Raw genomic sequence first — 15,156 nt, forward strand, 5'->3', positions numbered from 1 at the left:
TGCTTGGTGACAATAGCGTTTTGGACCCACCTGATTCCATGCCGAACTCAGTAGTGAAACGAAACAGCGCCGATGATAGTGTAGCATTTGCTATGTGAAAGTAGGACATTACCAGGCTTCAAATTGTAGAGACCCGTTACAGCAATGTGACGGGTTTTTTTACGTCTGAAGAAAAGTAAAATGTGCGCAATTAATACACACTCATATCGCGACACAAAGATAGTGTAGCATTTCACTGTGACTTTCTACCGCTGTGGGCACTACGACATCCTACTGCGTAGCGCACAGGCTTCAAATTTTAGAGAGCCCGACTAAAAATAGTTGGGCTTTTTCACCAATGCAGAAAAGTAAAATGTGCGCAGTTAACACACACTCATACCAACACCCATCATGTAGGTCGGGTGAGCTTAGCGACTCCCGACGTTAAAATCACATCTAGGAGTGTGTAATTAATATTTATAAAAGTAGGATTGTTAATGAGTACAGAGATATTTAGTCGTTAATCATTACTTAAAATTTTATCTAGCTATCCCGCTCTCATTTTTATATAGATACTTCTAATAAAGTACTTAAGAAAACTGTACTATTACAGGTGTTTTAAAATAATTATAACGAGAAACAAATGAAATTATTAACTGCAGCAACTTTAATAGTTGCTTCATCGACAGCTTTTGCACGCCCTGCACCGTTAGTGTCTATTCCTACTCATGATGCCTTTTTTAATAGTATTGCAGCGCATTGCGGTAAAGCTTTTGAAGGTGAAGTAGCGGTAGATAACGCGAAAGGCCCAAGCTCATTTACAGATAAAAAACTGGTTATGCATGTACGTAAATGTAGTGAGACTGAGTTACAAGTACCGTTTCATGTAGGAGACGATGCATCACGTACGTGGATCATAACTAAAACGGGTAGCGGCTTGAGTTTAAAGCACGATCATCGTCATAAAAATGGAACAGACGACGCATCAACTATGTATGGTGGCCATACGCTTGATGCAGGGTTTGCGCAAATGCAGTCGTTTCCAGCAGACCAATACTCTAAAGAGTTATTTGTAAAACAAGGTCTTGCGCAGTCTGTAGGTAATACATGGCAAATGTATATTTACCCAGAAGTATTTACTTATCGATTAATTCGTCAAGGACGTGAGTTTAAGGTGGATTTTGATTTAACTAAACCGATTATTCCACCATCAGCACCTTGGGGTTATAAAGACTAAGATTACTTACCCTTACTTGTATCTTCTTTCGTTTCGCATTGGAGTAAAACACTTAAATCTGGTTGGTAAGCACGTGGTTTTGTTGGAAAGCGTTCGTACTCTTGCACGCCTTCAAGTACTTTCAACATAAAGGTATTGCCGCGGCATAGACGGTCAGCATGACGTAACAAAAATACACTTTGATTGGTAAAGTGTTTGTAATCGTCTGACTGGATTTCTATTTTATAGTTGTCTTCGCCAATTTGTGTTTGGTAGTAATGTACTTTGTTATCAAAGTCGTAGAGCTTCTCGGTTTCGGCTTTTTCAGCAAGTGCAGTATTTGCACTTGAAAGGGCCACCAGCGTAGCGCCTATAAATAAGCGTGGTGTGTTTATTCCTTTCATAAAATGTATCCTTTAATTTGCGAACTTTATACCCATTAATAAGAGTAATAAGGTCGATTTCTTTACGTATTAGTCTAACACCCAAAAAGGGAAAGTGTGATGTTCAAACAAATAAAACAACTTTTTGCTGTATTCGATGAACAGCAGCCAAGTATGCAAGAGCACGATTTAAAAACAGCGGTTGCTGCATTATTAATTGAAGTTATGCGCGCAGATACCAAGCTTGAACATGATGAACAACGAACCCTGACTGTAACCTTAAAAAAGTACTTTAATTTAACAGACACTGAGGTTAATGAGCTTACTAATAATGCGGCAAGTAGCTTAGATGATTCGATAGATTACTTTCAGTTTTCAAAGCAGATTAATGAGCATTGTAGCGCGGCGCAGCGAATAGAAATAATAGAGTTATTATGGCGCTTAGCGTATGCCGATGGAGAAATAGATCCCCAAGAAGACTACGTTATACGTAAGGTAGCAGGGCTTTTATATGTAACGCATACCGACTTTATCGCCGCCAAAATAGCAGCGACAAAGTAATTAGTTATTTAGGCGTGCAAGTTATCTTAACTTACTTGCAACGCTTACTAACTGATGAGCGAGGGCTGATACTTTTTCAGCCGTTACAGGTTCATTTATTTGCCCATTTTCATTAAACAATGTGTGCACAGCGGGTACTGCAAGTTGATCGGCAAGTACTAACGATCCAATGCCGCTTAATATATCACGCACATGATTTAAACCGCGTAAGCCGCCAAGCCCACCAGGCGATGCTGCAAACAAAGCAACCACTTTATTACGAAAAGCAGGAACAGCACCTTGCTCTGTGCGCGATGCCCAATCAATCGCATTTTTTAGCGCTGCGGTAATAGAGCCGTTGTACTCTGGGCTTGCTAGTAAAATACCGTCGGCTGTACGTAGCTTGTCTTTTAAAAGCTGTACATCGCTTGGTGTACCTTGCGCTTCAATATCTTCGTTAAATAGTGGGATGTTTAATTCATTTAGTTTTATTACTTCTACTTCAGCACCTGTTTGTAGAGCAAAACGTGCTGCCTCATTAATAATTTTTTGATTAAAGCTTTCTTGGCGAAGGCTTCCAGCTAGGGCGATAATTTTTGGTGCTGACATGGTAGTGGCCTTTTAATGTTTTAAGTTACATGACTAATGTAGCAAAATTTCACTTGTAGAAAACCCTAATAAACGCAACACTTATGTGCGTATATGCACATAAGTAAAAGGTAGGCAGCATGGCGATAAAATTTGAAGATTGGCAAGACGTTAAAGTTGCGTTTGAAGTAGCAAGGTTAGGCACGCTAACAGCAGCGGCCGAGGAGCTTAATGTGCACCACAGCACAGTGCTTAGGCGAATTAATAATCTTGAAAAAAACTTAAATGCACGGCTTTTTCATCGCCATGCTCGTGGCTACAAGGTTACTGAAATTGGCACCAAGCTATTTGCAACAGCACAAACAATCCATAGCTCCTTAGAGCAGTTACATAACGATATAGTAGCGGCCGATAGCACCCTTAGAGGTAGTTTGTTGCTAACGACGGTAAGTGGCTTCATGGATGTCCTTGGTGATGTATGTGAGCAATTTCAGGCGCTACATCCACAAGTGCAGCTTGAGGTTATTTTAGAACAAAAAAGGCTAAGGCTCGATCACGGACAAGCACATATTGCAGTGCGTGCAGGCCCAAGACCTGATGAAGGCGATTATATTGCTCAGCATTTGGCGCAGCTTTCATCGGGTTTATACGCTAATAAACGTTACATTAATAAATACGGTATGCCTAAATTATTAATTGATTTACAACAACATAACTTTGTATCGGGCGTGGCAGGTTTTAATGCCCGCGTGCCTTATTTTGCATGGGCTGATGAGCACATTCCTGCATCGCAAATAAAGCTGCGAGTATCTGAAACTGCAGAAGCGACTCGTGCAATCATTAAAGGGCTAGGCATTGGCGGATTACAACATGACGTAGCGGCGCAATATCCTGATTTAGTGCCTATATTGCACAGTGAGTTAAGCTGGCCTACCGATGTATGGTTAGTCACGCATCACTTAGTGCATCGTACTGCTAAAGTACAAGCTTTTGCAGGGTTGTTAAAAACACACTTTAGTAAGTTAGCTGCTAATCAATAGTTTTAGCTGTATTTTAAATGATTATAGTATTTTTTTTACTTCTATTCCTAGGCGTTTAGCCAAGCGTACTAAGTTTGCTCTATCTAATTCAAGTACTCTTGCTGCTGCCGACCAGTTGTAGTTATGCTGTTTTAATTGCTCGGTAATTATGTTGTATTGCAACGATTCTACAGCTTGTTTTAAAGGTTGGTTGATTAAGGCGTTCGCTGTACTTCGGCTCTCTGCTATAGGGGGTTGCAGCGCACTCGGTGTTAAATCACAGTGCTCGCTTGTAATGGTTATTATTGGATTTTGCCATTGGCTTTGTTTTGCTTTTAGGGCGCTGCGGCTAATGACATGTTCAAGCTCGCGAACGTTACCTGGCCAGTTGTACTGATTAAGCAATACTTGCGCTTCAGGGCTTAGTTTTAATTGTTTTATCCCTAATTTACGGGCTGTTTGCTCGATAAAATAACCAGCTAAGAGTGTTATGTCGTGCTCGCGTTTACTAAGTGGTGGCACAGTAATAGGGTAGACACTGAGGCGATGGTATAAATCGGCTCTAAAGCGACCTTGAGCTACTTCTTCTTTTAAATTTCTGTTGGTTGCAGCAACGACGCGTACATCTACGTACTTTGGCGTGTCTTCTCCTACCGTTTGTATTTCGCCACTTTGTAGCACTCGTAATAGTTTACTTTGCATGGCCAGGGGCAGTTCGCCTATTTCATCTAAAAATAACGTGCCGCCATCAGCTAATTGAAATTTACCTTGGCGCGAATTTTGTGCGCCTGTAAAAGCCCCTTTCGCATGACCAAAAAATTCACTTTCGGCAAGATTTTCGGGAAGCGAGGCACAATTTAAGTGAATAAGCGGTTGATCTTTTCGGGTTGAGTTTAAGTGAATGTTACGCGCAACAAGTTCTTTCCCTACCCCTGTTTCACCTAATATCAGCACGCTAAAGTTAGATGCTGCAACGAGTTTAATGTCGTTTTTAAGTGTTTGCATTAGCGGACTTTGGCCAATAATTTCACCGCCGTCCCGTGTTAATGCTTCACGATTTAGTTCTTGTACTAATGCACTTGAGTGCTGTGCATGCTGTTTGTAATGGGCAAGTTCTAAGGCCGTTTTAAAGTGCGCGCTACACAGCGTTTGTAAGGTATTGAGTGTATCAGCGCTTATGCTGTTAAATGCATTGGCGTTAAGGCTATCAAACGTAAGTACGCCAAGTAGCGCGTTTTTATCATAAAGAGGTAAACCTAAACATGCATGTACCGGTATGTCGCCGGTTTTAGCTAATAGCAATCCGTCGTATGGATCGGGTAGTGGGCAGTCGTGCGCAAATTGAAGCGCGAGTGTGCTTTTGCAAATAGCTTCTAGGCGAGGGTGTTCTACTATTTTAAATCGTCTGCCTAAACTGTCGGGCATTAATCCTTTAATTGCCAGGGGTTTTAATTGTTCGCCCTGAAGCACTAATAACGCACTTGCATCACTAGGAATAACCCGCTCAACCGTTGCTAGTAATTGATCAAAGCTATGCTCGTGTAGTGTACTTTGAGCAAGCTCTAGAGCAACTTGTGTAAGGTTGAATTGCTGGTTCACGTCAAAATGACCTATTTGTGTTTTTATGAGTTAATTTATAGTAGGTCATAAAGACTCACACTGTAAAGTGATTTAATTTAACTTGTTGAATTTAATTAATTAAACTTGTTGGCACAGTATGTGTAATAGCTAAGTAACGTAGTTAGTTACAGAGATCGCCATGAACACACTAATGCTGAATAATTTAAATAATCAAACACAGTTTAGTTCACTGCATGAGGCACTAGCGTGCGCTGAATACTTTTTTGCTCAGTATGGTGTAGGGCAGGAAATAAAATAATGCGCCCTATAAACTTAACAGAGCCAATGCCAGCACGCGTTGCTATTCATCAAGTATCTCAATGGCCGTTATGGATGCTAGCTTTTAGGCCTTTCTTTTTAGGCGGTGGCTTATTGGCATTTTTGTCAGTGGGGTATTGGCTACTTATTTTAACAGGCCATACAAGTTGGCACTTATCGATACCTGCGACATTATGGCACGCGCACGAAATGCTGTTTGGCTTTGCAGGAGTTGTAGCTGTTGGCTTTTTACTTACCGCAGCACAAACGTGGACAGGCGTGCCGAGCATAAGTGGCAAAGCCCTTATGTGGCTTACGTTTATATGGCTTGCAGCGCGCTTAGCATTTTTTGTAGCACTGCCAGATATTACTCATTTTAATTTATATGCTGCACTTACATTACAAGTTATTTGGTGGCTAGGCGCCATAACCGCGTTGGCTAATATGTTATTAAAAGCCAATAGCAAAAGTAACTATCCGTTTTTAGCTATTTTAGCTGTGCTTTGTGGGCTCAATGTATTGTATTTAATACTTGTTTTACAACAAAACATGCAGCTTGCACTTGGTGTGGTTGATACCGCAGTACTGGTAATTACTTTACTAGTTGGCATTGTTGCGGGCCGCGTTTTACCATTTTTTACCGCTAAAGGTCTAGGTTTAGCCGCACAAGTTCGCACTCCTAAAATAGATAAAGCGGTGATGTATTTATCTATTGTGGCTATCACTTTATTTTTCATCAACAAGTTGTTTTTGAACACGATTAATCCTGCGTTAGTTGTTGCAACTGTTGCTGCGCTTCACCTGCTTAGGGCTGGTTGTTGGTGGGATAGCAAGGTATTGAGAGTGCCGTTGTTATGGTCTTTACATTTTTCCTACTTAGCGTTAGGCGTAGGGTTAATGATGGTTGCATTTAGCTTTTATAGCAGTGCAATGCAATTTAAAGATGCGCTGCACTTAATCACTATTGGCACAATAGGTATGATGATTTTAGCAATGATGACGCGTGTATCACATGGTCATACAGGGCGTACGCTCACTATTCCTCATTATATGGCTGTTGCTTTTGCACTTGTGTTAGTAGCCGCTATTACTCGTTCATTACTCCCTTTTATTATTAGGCCTCACCTTGCTTGGCAAATAAGTGCTTTGCTGTGGTTAGTAGCTTTTTCATTATTTTTAATTCACTGCACACCTATATTAACGCGGCGTCGTGTTGATGGGCGTCGTGGTTAGTTTACCCATAGGAAAACACATATGTTATCTGATAAAACCATTGAGATTGTAAAAAGCACAGTTCCGTTATTAGCGCAGGCGGGTACGGTTGTTACCGATCATTTTTATAAGCGTTTATTTAGCCATAATCCTGAGCTTAAAAATATTTTTAATATGGTGAATCAAGATACAGGTCGTCAGCAATTTGCACTTTTTAATGCGTTGGCTGCGTATGCACAAAATATTGATAATTTAGCTGTATTAAAAGAAGCGCTAACACGTATTAATCATAAGCATACAAGCTTGAATATTTTACCTGAGCATTACCCTATTGTAGGTGCACACTTAATTGGTACGCTTAAAGAGCTTCTTCCTGAGCAATTTACTCCCGATGTTGAATACGCTTGGCGCGAAGCTTACGGCGTACTTGCTGATATTTGTATAACCGAAGAAGCTGCTTTGTATGAGCACAGTAAAAATAAACACGGTGGTTGGGCGGGAACTCGCCAATTTAAAATAACCAACAAACAGGCTGAATCAGAACTAGTAACAAGCTTTACACTTACGCCAGTTGATGGCGAAGCCGTTATTACACATAAACCAGGGCAGTATTTAGGTATTAAAGTTAAGCCAGAGGGCGCTGAATATGAAGAAATTCGCCAGTATTCTATTTCGCAAAAAAGTAACGCTAAAAACTACCGTATTAGTGTTAAAAAAGAGCTACAGCCAAAGCCTGGCATGGTGTCTAATTATCTACACTCATTAGAGCAAGGCACTATTGTTGAGTTATACCCGCCGGCAGGAGACTTCTTTTTACGCAATAACACAAACCCAGCGGTACTCATTTCAGCAGGTGTTGGGCAAACGCCAATGCTGGCTATGCTTGAAACGCTATTAAGTGACAACTCTAATCAAGAGATTATGTATTTACATGCCTGCGAAAATACTCAGCAGCACTCGTTTTCAAAATATTTATATGATCTAACAGCGCAGAATAACCGTTTGAAAACAATAACGTGGTTTAACCAAGCGACAGAGGGCGCTGACTTTACTGGGTTAATGAACCTAAATGCAGTACAAGCACAGCTACCATTAAGTAATGGCGACTTTTACTTATGTGGTCCTGCCGGTTTTATGGCATTTATAAAAAACCAGTTACTTGAACTAGGTGTTAAAAACGAGCAGATTCATTATGAAGTGTTTGGTCCGCATGAAGACTTGTAATAACGCTTTAAAATAGAAAAAGGCGTACAGCGATGTGCTGCGCGCCTTTTTATAAACGCTAATAAAGTGCCTTATAACTCTTTACAGGTCACACCTTCAAGTACTGTAGTAAGCTCTTTTTTAGGATAGTAAAGCTCGCATTGGTTATTACGTAGTTGCAAAATAAACTTCTCAGATTTTATATTATGCGCGCCCATAATTACTCTGCCATCAGACCCTTTACTCATTGCATGATCAATTAGCAGTTCGCTACGTTTAGTAAATACGGAATCGGAAAGTGTTACTAATGCGCCTCCCTTAGCTTGTTGAATTGCCTGTTGTAGTGTTGCAATAACGCTAGGATTAACGCTCGTTAATATAGCGGGTTTAGCGGGCTCACTATTTACACTTTGGCATCCACCTAAAGCGAATAAGGTAGCTAATGGGAGTAATAATTTATCCATTACCTTTCCTCACTCAGTGTTGGCCAAGTTAAGTCCATATTACGCTGGGTAAATTGCTCAGGCATATTTAAAGGAATGAGAGATTCACGAGAGCTTGAAAAAGTAGCTGGCTCTGCTTTTGCAGCAGCCGTTCTAATTGGACAACTGCCATTTTCAACATGAAACAATGCGGTGGCTAAAACGGCCTCGTCACTGTCGCCTAACTGATGATCAAAGTCGTCCTCAATTTCACAACCTTGAACATCAGCATCAAATTGTGGCGTAGGGGTTGGTGTAAAACCCGCAGCGTATTCGCCAAATCCTTTGCTATTTACCCCACTAAATTGAATAGTGTAATAGGTTGTTGCGCAGTTATGAGTTGGGGTAAAGCCATAGGGCTTACCGCAGGTTGTATCGCCAATTAAAATAACTTCTGCGTCTATACCTTTTAAACCATTAATAAAAGCTTCTGATGCCGAACAGGTGCCTGATGTGCTTAATACATAAACCTTCGATAAGTTTAAATCAGGTAGGTTTTCACCTGTGCTAAAAAAAGTAGAGTAATCTATTTCTTCATCAATAAATGGAAAAGGCGAATCAACGGGCTGTTTATCGTTTTGTTGAGTTTGATAATAAAAGCGGTTGTTAACGTTGGCATTACCGGCAACCATATAAGCCAATTGTGCCGACAGTGCTAATAAACCACCACCGTTATATCTAAAGTCGATTACAAGCTCATCAATACCATCGGTTTTAAACTTATTTACCGCATCAATAAGCCCTTCTTGGGCAATGCTTATATGGCTATTAAATTGCATGTAACCCACGCTTGAACCATTTGCGGTTGTAATCGTTTTAACATTTTGAACCGGTGTTTGTTCAATATTGCCAGCGGTTACATTAAATGTTTTTTCGGCGCCATCGTTACTGCGTACAACAATAGTATGTGAGTCGCCGTTAGTTGGGCTAAATAAGCCTTCGTTAAGCGTATCTACACCCGACTCTGTATTGGTATTAATGCTAACACCGTCAACTGAAAGTACAGTATCACCACGTTGAAAGCCTATTTGGCTTGCAGGTGAATCATCTTCAAGATAAGCGACGCGTAAAATACGGTCGGCTGTATCGCCAATAAACGCCCAATTTATCCCGTAACCAGAAGTAACGCCCGTTTGCGCTTCTTGAAAGTAATCTTCAGTAGGTTCTGAAAAATGAAAGTTATCTTTTTTTGCCCCTGAGTCGGTAAGCTGCTCTGTTTTTAATTGGGCAAAATAATCGGCAACTGTGGCAAAGCTTTCAGGATCGTTATCGGCAATCTCATCATACCAAAGGTAGGTTTCGTCGCTCCAAGAGCGAAGCCAGAGTTTTTCGTAAAGGGCAGAACCGGCTTGATCTGGGTAAGGCTCGTTGTTATTAAAGGGATCGTTACCCGTACGCGGGGTTTCGCAAAAGTTTTTTAAATCGTTAGAGGGTTCAAATACACCCGCAGTCCATGTTGGGCTGCTACTAACAGGTGTTGTAACTGCAGGGGCTGAGTCGATACCGCTACCGCCGCCGCCACAACCGGTCAAAGCAAAGCCCGCAAATGCAGTGAAAATGGCAAGCGTGGTTTTATTATTTTTAAACATAGGTAAGGGCTTTTTTGTAAATAAGTTGTTTAAAATATTACAACACTCGCTCGTTTATTCAATATTTATAACTTTGATTAATGTAAATGAGTGTTAAAGCTTAGAGCTTGCTCGCACTACTTGTATCTGCGAATGCTTGCTTTTGCCATGCATTAAATAACTTTTGCTGTTTATCAGAAATTTTTAAACCGTATGTTTTTTGCATGTAAGCGTAGGTGTCAGCTATACGTTTTCGTGCATAAACAGGCGGTTCAACTACACGTTGCTTAAAGTTTACTTTTACTTCGCAACGGCCATATTGTGTGGCGTTTTCGCTAAGCATACCAAAACGATAATTAGAGCGATCGGCATTAATTTCGCCAATAGCTGGCGCTAAGTTATTTATATCAGCTTCCATTTTTCTAAATTTAGCACTTACTTTACGGCAGTTTTTACGCCCGCCATCTTGCCAGCATTGTAGCTGGTGACCAAATTCCCACGCCGGAACAATGTGCTCCCACTCAATGCGTAGTGCTCGCACATTTACTTTGCCTGAGCGGGTAAGGGTATTTCGAGGAATGTAACCACAGTTAGACGGATCAGGAACGAGTTTTTTGCCTTCTTTTTTAATATCACAGCCGCAGTAAATGCTCTTGGCGTTGTCAGGTAGGGTTTTAATTAAATGTCTTTTAGCCGTTGAAAAACGGGTAAATTGTTCGGCTGATACCGAAACGCACACACAACAAGCCAATAAGGCCAGAATAAATCGAGTCATATCCATCACAAATGTGAACTACAGGAATGGGCAGTTTAAAGCCTTGAAGATAAAAGATAAAGTTAACTTAAGGCCTGCACTTATATTACTAAAAGTGCCAGATTAATTTTTTATTCAAAGTTATTTTCACTATTCATTTATTTCTTACTATTTATCGTATTTTAACCACACAAGATTATACGTTAAGGAGTATGCTTAAAGCTTACTCAATATGAGGATTTGGATTGCAAATGAAATTTGTTGATTATTATGCAGTGCTTGGAATATCGCCTGATGCAGATGATAAAGCGGTTAAAGTAGCTTATAAAAAGTTAGCCAGAAAATATCACCCAGATGTAAGCAAAGAGCCTCAAGCAGAAGATAAGTTTAAAGAAATAGCAGAAGCTTACGAAGTCATCCATAACAAAGAAGAACGTGTAAAATACGACAAGTTACGTCGTCACCAACAAAATCGTGCTCGTCAACAGCAAGGCCATTATGGTGGTAACAATGCCTCTTCGCAAAGTAATCATCAGCAAAGCGATCCTCAAACCGACCAAGAGTTTTCTGACTTTATTAATTCAATGTTTGGCGGAGCTGGTGGATTCGATCGTTCCGGGCAGAGCAGAAGTAACGCCGCTCGCGCGCAAAAAGGACAAGATGTGGAAATAGAGTTCCCAATTTTTCTTGAAGAGACTTTAGTTGATACCGTGAAGCCTGTTGAGTTTATGTTACCGCAGCGAGACAGCAGTGGCCGTGTCACTGAACTTAAAAAATCACTTAAAGTGAAAATTCCTGCAGGCTCAGTAAATGGCGAACGAATTCGACTAAAAGGGCAAGGCGGATTAGGGTCAGCGAATGGGCAAAATGGCGACTTGTATTTACAAATTAGTTTAGTGCCTCACCCATTATTTGATGTTGAGGGTCATAACCTAAATATAGTTGTCCCTCTTGCACCATGGGAAGCGGCTCTTGGTACAAAGCTAAATTTACCTACGTTGACAGGTAATATCCAATTAACTATTCCTTCTAATAGTCAGTCTGGTCAACGCTTACGTATTAAAGGTAAGGGGTTAATGAGTAAAAAAGCTAAAGGTGACTTATTTGCTGTGCTTAAAATTGTTAATCCAGCATCTGTTGATGATACCAGTAAAAAACTTTGGGAAGAATTAGCCGAAAAAGCTCACTTTGATCCCCGTAATAACTGGAGCAAGCCATAATGCAAATTATCGTGACACAAAAAGACGATTTACTTACTAGCAAAGAGCTATGTTTGAGCAGTGGTATTAGCGAAGCAATTTTATATGAGCTAGTTGAGCATAATATTGCGGTTCCAATTGAGGGGGATCATGTTACGCAGTGGCAATTTACGGTATCTGCAGTGACCTTAGTTAAAAAAGCGGCCCGTATCCAACATGACTTTTCGTTAGATTGGTCGGCAATAGCTTTAGTTTTACAATTGCTGGGTGAGCGTGATGAGTTGATTTTCGAAAACGAAATGTTAAAGCGACATTTGAGTCGATTTAAGCACTTGGAATAAAATAAGCCCTAGGCTTATTTACTCTTTGATAAGTGGGCGCTAGCTCTCAAAAACCAATATGACTACTTTGATTTATTCTTATTTTTAATTCGGATAAATCGTTTTAGTCGTATATTTTGAATAAGTAGTAATATTCCACTTAAACAAAAAAGTACACTGGTTGCTGAAAAGCTAATAAGCAGTGGATTATTAAAATTCTCTCGCTCATCGTAATCCATAATATGTAACATCCAAAAAAAGTCGAATATTCGCCATAGCGTGCTGCGAACGGTGACAACTTTGCCGTTATTTTCTGACAAGTACAGTGTTGTGTTAAATGTGTCGTCAAATTGGACCTGCCATACATTGGTTTTATATCCGACTTCCCGCGTACCTTGCTTTAGTAGTACAGCGCTTGTTACTTGAGCGTCAATAAGTAAGTGTGCTTTAGCATTTGCGGTAATTTGTATTTTAGTTGGCGGCTCAAATGGTCGGCCTGTTATGCCATTGAAGCTTTGCTGCTCGTTATTACTAAAGACAGTAATAAGTGGTGTAGTTAAGAAGTTCTCAAAAATTATTTGTGTTGGATTAACCACCTGAGAGGCAATATCGTCAAGGGAGGCAACATAATCAGCCTGCGTAAATGGGTTATTAAGAGTACGTGTTGCAAGATGCTCCCCATGAACTTTATCAAGAGGGATTGCACTCATAATTAAACCACCTAGTAACCATGCTAAAATTTGTAGTGCTAATAAATAACCTAACCATTTATGTAACTTGCGAGCATGCTTAAATATTTTTTTATTCATGTTTTAGTCTTATTATTTTTAGAGGCTAGTTTATTACATTAATAGGATAAGTTACTGCGACATTTTGTCGCAGTTTAAACTATAGCTTACTGTAATCATTTAAAAATAAAAAAGATTACACTTAAATTCCTAACATGACTTATCTGTTTAATTGAGCTAGATGTTTGATATCCAGCTAGCTTTAAATGCTAAAAAATACTTAAAAGCTGCGAAATATCCATATAAAGTGGTTAATAGAGCATAGTTGATTTGGTATAACGGTAAAACTGCGTTAAAGTTTGCAATGAAATTATTAGAGGATAAATACGAAACGATGTCGGAAATTCAATTTTTAAATGTAGATCTTGAGCTTGAATCAAAGCAAGATATTAGTTTGCTAGTGGCGGACTTGAAAAAAGTCGCGACGATTTTACATTATGACAAAGACGAATACCGTCAACTAGCGCGTATTGAAGCTACAGGTGAGGTGAGCACACCTGATAAAGCCATAAACCATATATGTGAGCTTATTGAATCGTGTTCGCGTAATGCGCTAAAGCAATGGTTAAGCTGTTCACGTAGAACGTTTGATATTGGTTTTGAATCAGGGACTTCTCCTAAGTGCTTTAATCAAGCCTTAGATGCAGATACATTATTGCGTATATCTGCGATTGGTGCGGGTATGGAAATTACCATTTACCCAATCGAAAAGTAACTATCTTCGCTCTACGACTGCTGCGGTCATTTTTGATACGCAGCACAGCTCATTGCGGCTATTTGTAATTTTTATTTCCCATACTGAACTACGTTTGCCAATATGAAACGCTCTAGCCGTTGCTGTTAAAGTGCCGTTGCGAGATGCTTTTAAATGACTTGCGCTAATTTCCTGCCCTACACAGTAAAATTTAGTAAAATCGACAACAAAGTTAGCGGCATAGCTGGCAACTGTTTCGGCAAGTACAACGTTAGCACCGCCGTGAACCATGCCCATTGGGTTATGATGCTCAGGAATTGCCGGCATTGTGGCAACCAAATAATCATCGCCAATTTCTGTGACTTCTATCCCCATAGTTTTCATTAATGTTCCTTGGCCATTAATGCCTTGTTCTAACTGCTTGCACAGCTCTAAGGTGATGGGCTGGTACCAAATACTCATAATGTCTCCTTTGCATTTTTAATCATTTATAAACTTAGCTTTAGTTATATCCCTAAAATGTACACAAGTGAAATTACTTTAGCTATTTTAAGGCTTAATTTAAATTTGCGATTTTTATTTAACTGTATATACTCACAGTTAAATGTACTGTATGGAAAACCAGTTGTATGCGACCATTAACGAACCGCCAAGCTCAAATACTCGAACTAATTAAAGTTTTTATTAAAGACACTGGTATGCCTCCTACACGTGCTGAAATAGCGCAAACATTAGGTTTTAAAAGTGCCAATGCTGCTGAAGAACATTTAAAAGCACTTGCTAAAAAAGGCGCAATTAAAATGAAACCAGGTGCAAGCCGTGGTATTCAATTAATTGAAGAAGAAGAGCCAGAACAATTAGGTTTACCGCTTATAGGGCGTGTTGCTGCTGGTTCACCTATTTTGGCGCAAGAGCACGTTGAAAGTCACTGCAAAATCGATCCATTAATGTTTAAACCGGCTGCAGATTTTTTACTACGCGTTAACGGTATGAGCATGAAAGATATTGGTATTATGGATGGTGATTTACTTGCTGTACATCGTACTCAAACCGCTGAAAACGGACAAGTTGTTGTTGCCCGCCTAGACGAAGACGTAACTGTAAAACGTCTTGAGAAAGCGGGTCGTAAAGTATTACTTCATGCTGAAAACGACGATTTTGACTCTATTGAAGTAGATCTTGAGAATGAGTCTTTTAATATTGAAGGCTTAGCCGTTGGCGTTATAAGAAACGCTGATTGGATGTGACTTTAAAAATAGCTTTTAAACAAGCAGTTTTATAAATGCGTACTAACTAGTACGCATTTTGTTTTAAAATTTGTACTAAAAATAGG

General features: G+C 39.9%; 17 protein-coding genes and 1 rRNA gene. 10 read left to right on the top strand and 8 right to left on the bottom strand.

What is annotated here, in order from left to right; all coding sequences use genetic code 11:
- The first annotated feature begins 2 nt into the window (after positions 1 to 2).
- Together rrf and H5087_RS14750 are read left to right on the top strand one after the other, a co-directional pair.
- Positions 3 to 117: ribosomal RNA gene (rrf, locus tag H5087_RS14745) — 5S ribosomal RNA — on the top strand.
- A 505-nt stretch (positions 118 to 622) separates the two neighbouring features.
- Complete coding sequence (locus tag H5087_RS14750) at positions 623 to 1,216, top strand: hypothetical protein (protein WP_182672550.1); 594 nt, start codon at positions 623 to 625, stop codon at positions 1,214 to 1,216.
- 2 nt (positions 1,217 to 1,218) lie between these two features.
- On the opposite strand, the gene H5087_RS14755 is transcribed toward H5087_RS14750, so the two are convergent.
- Positions 1,219 to 1,599, bottom strand: a complete 381-nt coding sequence (locus H5087_RS14755; RefSeq protein WP_039489163.1) for a hypothetical protein — start codon at positions 1,597 to 1,599, stop codon at positions 1,219 to 1,221.
- A gap of 99 nt (positions 1,600 to 1,698) precedes the next feature.
- Between H5087_RS14755 and H5087_RS14760 the strand changes: the two genes are divergently transcribed.
- Positions 1,699 to 2,139: a TerB family tellurite resistance protein gene (locus tag H5087_RS14760; RefSeq protein ID WP_002959645.1), complete on the top strand. Its 441-nt coding sequence runs from the start codon at positions 1,699 to 1,701 to the stop codon at positions 2,137 to 2,139.
- A gap of 21 nt (positions 2,140 to 2,160) precedes the next feature.
- Here the strand turns inward: H5087_RS14760 and H5087_RS14765 are convergent, their stop codons facing one another.
- The gene (locus H5087_RS14765) at positions 2,161 to 2,727 is read right to left on the bottom strand and encodes an NADPH-dependent FMN reductase (protein ID WP_008138682.1); all 567 of its coding nucleotides are present in this window, start codon (positions 2,725 to 2,727) and stop codon (positions 2,161 to 2,163) included.
- Between the two features lie 119 nt (positions 2,728 to 2,846).
- Between H5087_RS14765 and H5087_RS14770 the strand changes: the two genes are divergently transcribed.
- Entirely contained in the window at positions 2,847 to 3,746 is a 900-nt protein-coding gene (locus H5087_RS14770; RefSeq protein ID WP_138489798.1) for a LysR family transcriptional regulator, read from the top strand.
- Between the two features lie 21 nt (positions 3,747 to 3,767).
- Here the strand turns inward: H5087_RS14770 and norR are convergent, their stop codons facing one another.
- On the bottom strand, positions 3,768 to 5,324 hold the full coding sequence (norR, locus tag H5087_RS14775; RefSeq protein ID WP_182672551.1) for a nitric oxide reductase transcriptional regulator NorR: 1,557 nt from the start codon (positions 5,322 to 5,324) through the stop codon (positions 3,768 to 3,770).
- A 279-nt stretch (positions 5,325 to 5,603) separates the two neighbouring features.
- Here norR and H5087_RS14780 point away from each other — a divergent pair, with 279 nt between their 5' ends.
- Positions 5,604 to 6,836, top strand: coding sequence for an NnrS family protein (locus H5087_RS14780; protein WP_182672552.1), 1,233 nt, complete (start codon positions 5,604 to 5,606; stop codon positions 6,834 to 6,836).
- A 21-nt stretch (positions 6,837 to 6,857) separates the two neighbouring features.
- Positions 6,858 to 8,039 (top strand): NO-inducible flavohemoprotein, encoded by a 1,182-nt coding sequence (gene hmpA / locus H5087_RS14785; RefSeq protein ID WP_182672553.1) that lies wholly within the window; start codon positions 6,858 to 6,860, stop codon positions 8,037 to 8,039.
- A 71-nt stretch (positions 8,040 to 8,110) separates the two neighbouring features.
- Here the strand turns inward: hmpA and H5087_RS14790 are convergent, their stop codons facing one another.
- The 3 genes from H5087_RS14790 to H5087_RS14800 all read right to left on the bottom strand — a co-directional run bounded on the left by H5087_RS14790 (position 8,111) and on the right by H5087_RS14800 (position 10,843).
- Complete coding sequence (locus tag H5087_RS14790) at positions 8,111 to 8,482, bottom strand: hypothetical protein (RefSeq protein ID WP_182672554.1); 372 nt, start codon at positions 8,480 to 8,482, stop codon at positions 8,111 to 8,113.
- Positions 8,482 to 10,089, bottom strand: coding sequence for a S41 family peptidase (locus tag H5087_RS14795; RefSeq protein ID WP_182672555.1), 1,608 nt, complete (start codon positions 10,087 to 10,089; stop codon positions 8,482 to 8,484). The genes H5087_RS14790 and H5087_RS14795 overlap by 1 nt, the downstream gene beginning before the upstream one ends.
- Positions 10,090 to 10,189: 100 nt before the next feature.
- Positions 10,190 to 10,843: an endonuclease gene (locus H5087_RS14800; RefSeq protein WP_149603346.1), complete on the bottom strand. Its 654-nt coding sequence runs from the start codon at positions 10,841 to 10,843 to the stop codon at positions 10,190 to 10,192.
- A gap of 230 nt (positions 10,844 to 11,073) precedes the next feature.
- On the opposite strand from H5087_RS14800, the gene H5087_RS14805 reads away from it, so the two are divergent.
- Positions 11,074 to 12,042: a DnaJ C-terminal domain-containing protein gene (locus H5087_RS14805; RefSeq protein ID WP_182672556.1), complete on the top strand. Its 969-nt coding sequence runs from the start codon at positions 11,074 to 11,076 to the stop codon at positions 12,040 to 12,042.
- Positions 12,042 to 12,362, top strand: a complete 321-nt coding sequence (locus H5087_RS14810; protein ID WP_182672557.1) for a chaperone modulator CbpM — start codon at positions 12,042 to 12,044, stop codon at positions 12,360 to 12,362. Before H5087_RS14805 ends, H5087_RS14810 begins: the two co-directional genes overlap by 1 nt.
- A 62-nt stretch (positions 12,363 to 12,424) precedes the next feature.
- Here the strand turns inward: H5087_RS14810 and H5087_RS14815 are convergent, their stop codons facing one another.
- Positions 12,425 to 13,150, bottom strand: a complete 726-nt coding sequence (locus H5087_RS14815) for a hypothetical protein (RefSeq protein WP_182672558.1) — start codon at positions 13,148 to 13,150, stop codon at positions 12,425 to 12,427.
- 313 nt (positions 13,151 to 13,463) lie between these two features.
- Here H5087_RS14815 and H5087_RS14820 point away from each other — a divergent pair, with 313 nt between their 5' ends.
- Entirely contained in the window at positions 13,464 to 13,844 is a 381-nt protein-coding gene (locus H5087_RS14820) for a hypothetical protein (RefSeq protein ID WP_024595094.1), read from the top strand.
- Here the strand turns inward: H5087_RS14820 and H5087_RS14825 are convergent, their stop codons facing one another.
- Positions 13,845 to 14,285, bottom strand: coding sequence for a PaaI family thioesterase (locus tag H5087_RS14825; RefSeq protein ID WP_149603343.1), 441 nt, complete (start codon positions 14,283 to 14,285; stop codon positions 13,845 to 13,847).
- A 167-nt stretch (positions 14,286 to 14,452) separates the two neighbouring features.
- On the opposite strand from H5087_RS14825, the gene lexA reads away from it, so the two are divergent.
- A complete protein-coding gene (lexA, locus tag H5087_RS14830; RefSeq protein ID WP_024595093.1) occupies positions 14,453 to 15,070 on the top strand; it encodes a transcriptional repressor LexA in 618 nt (205 codons plus the stop codon).
- Positions 15,071 to 15,156: the final 86 nt, after the last annotated feature.

The organism is Pseudoalteromonas sp. SR43-7, from assembly GCF_014163785.1.
Taxonomy (GTDB): Bacteria; Pseudomonadota; Gammaproteobacteria; order Enterobacterales; family Alteromonadaceae; genus Pseudoalteromonas; species Pseudoalteromonas distincta.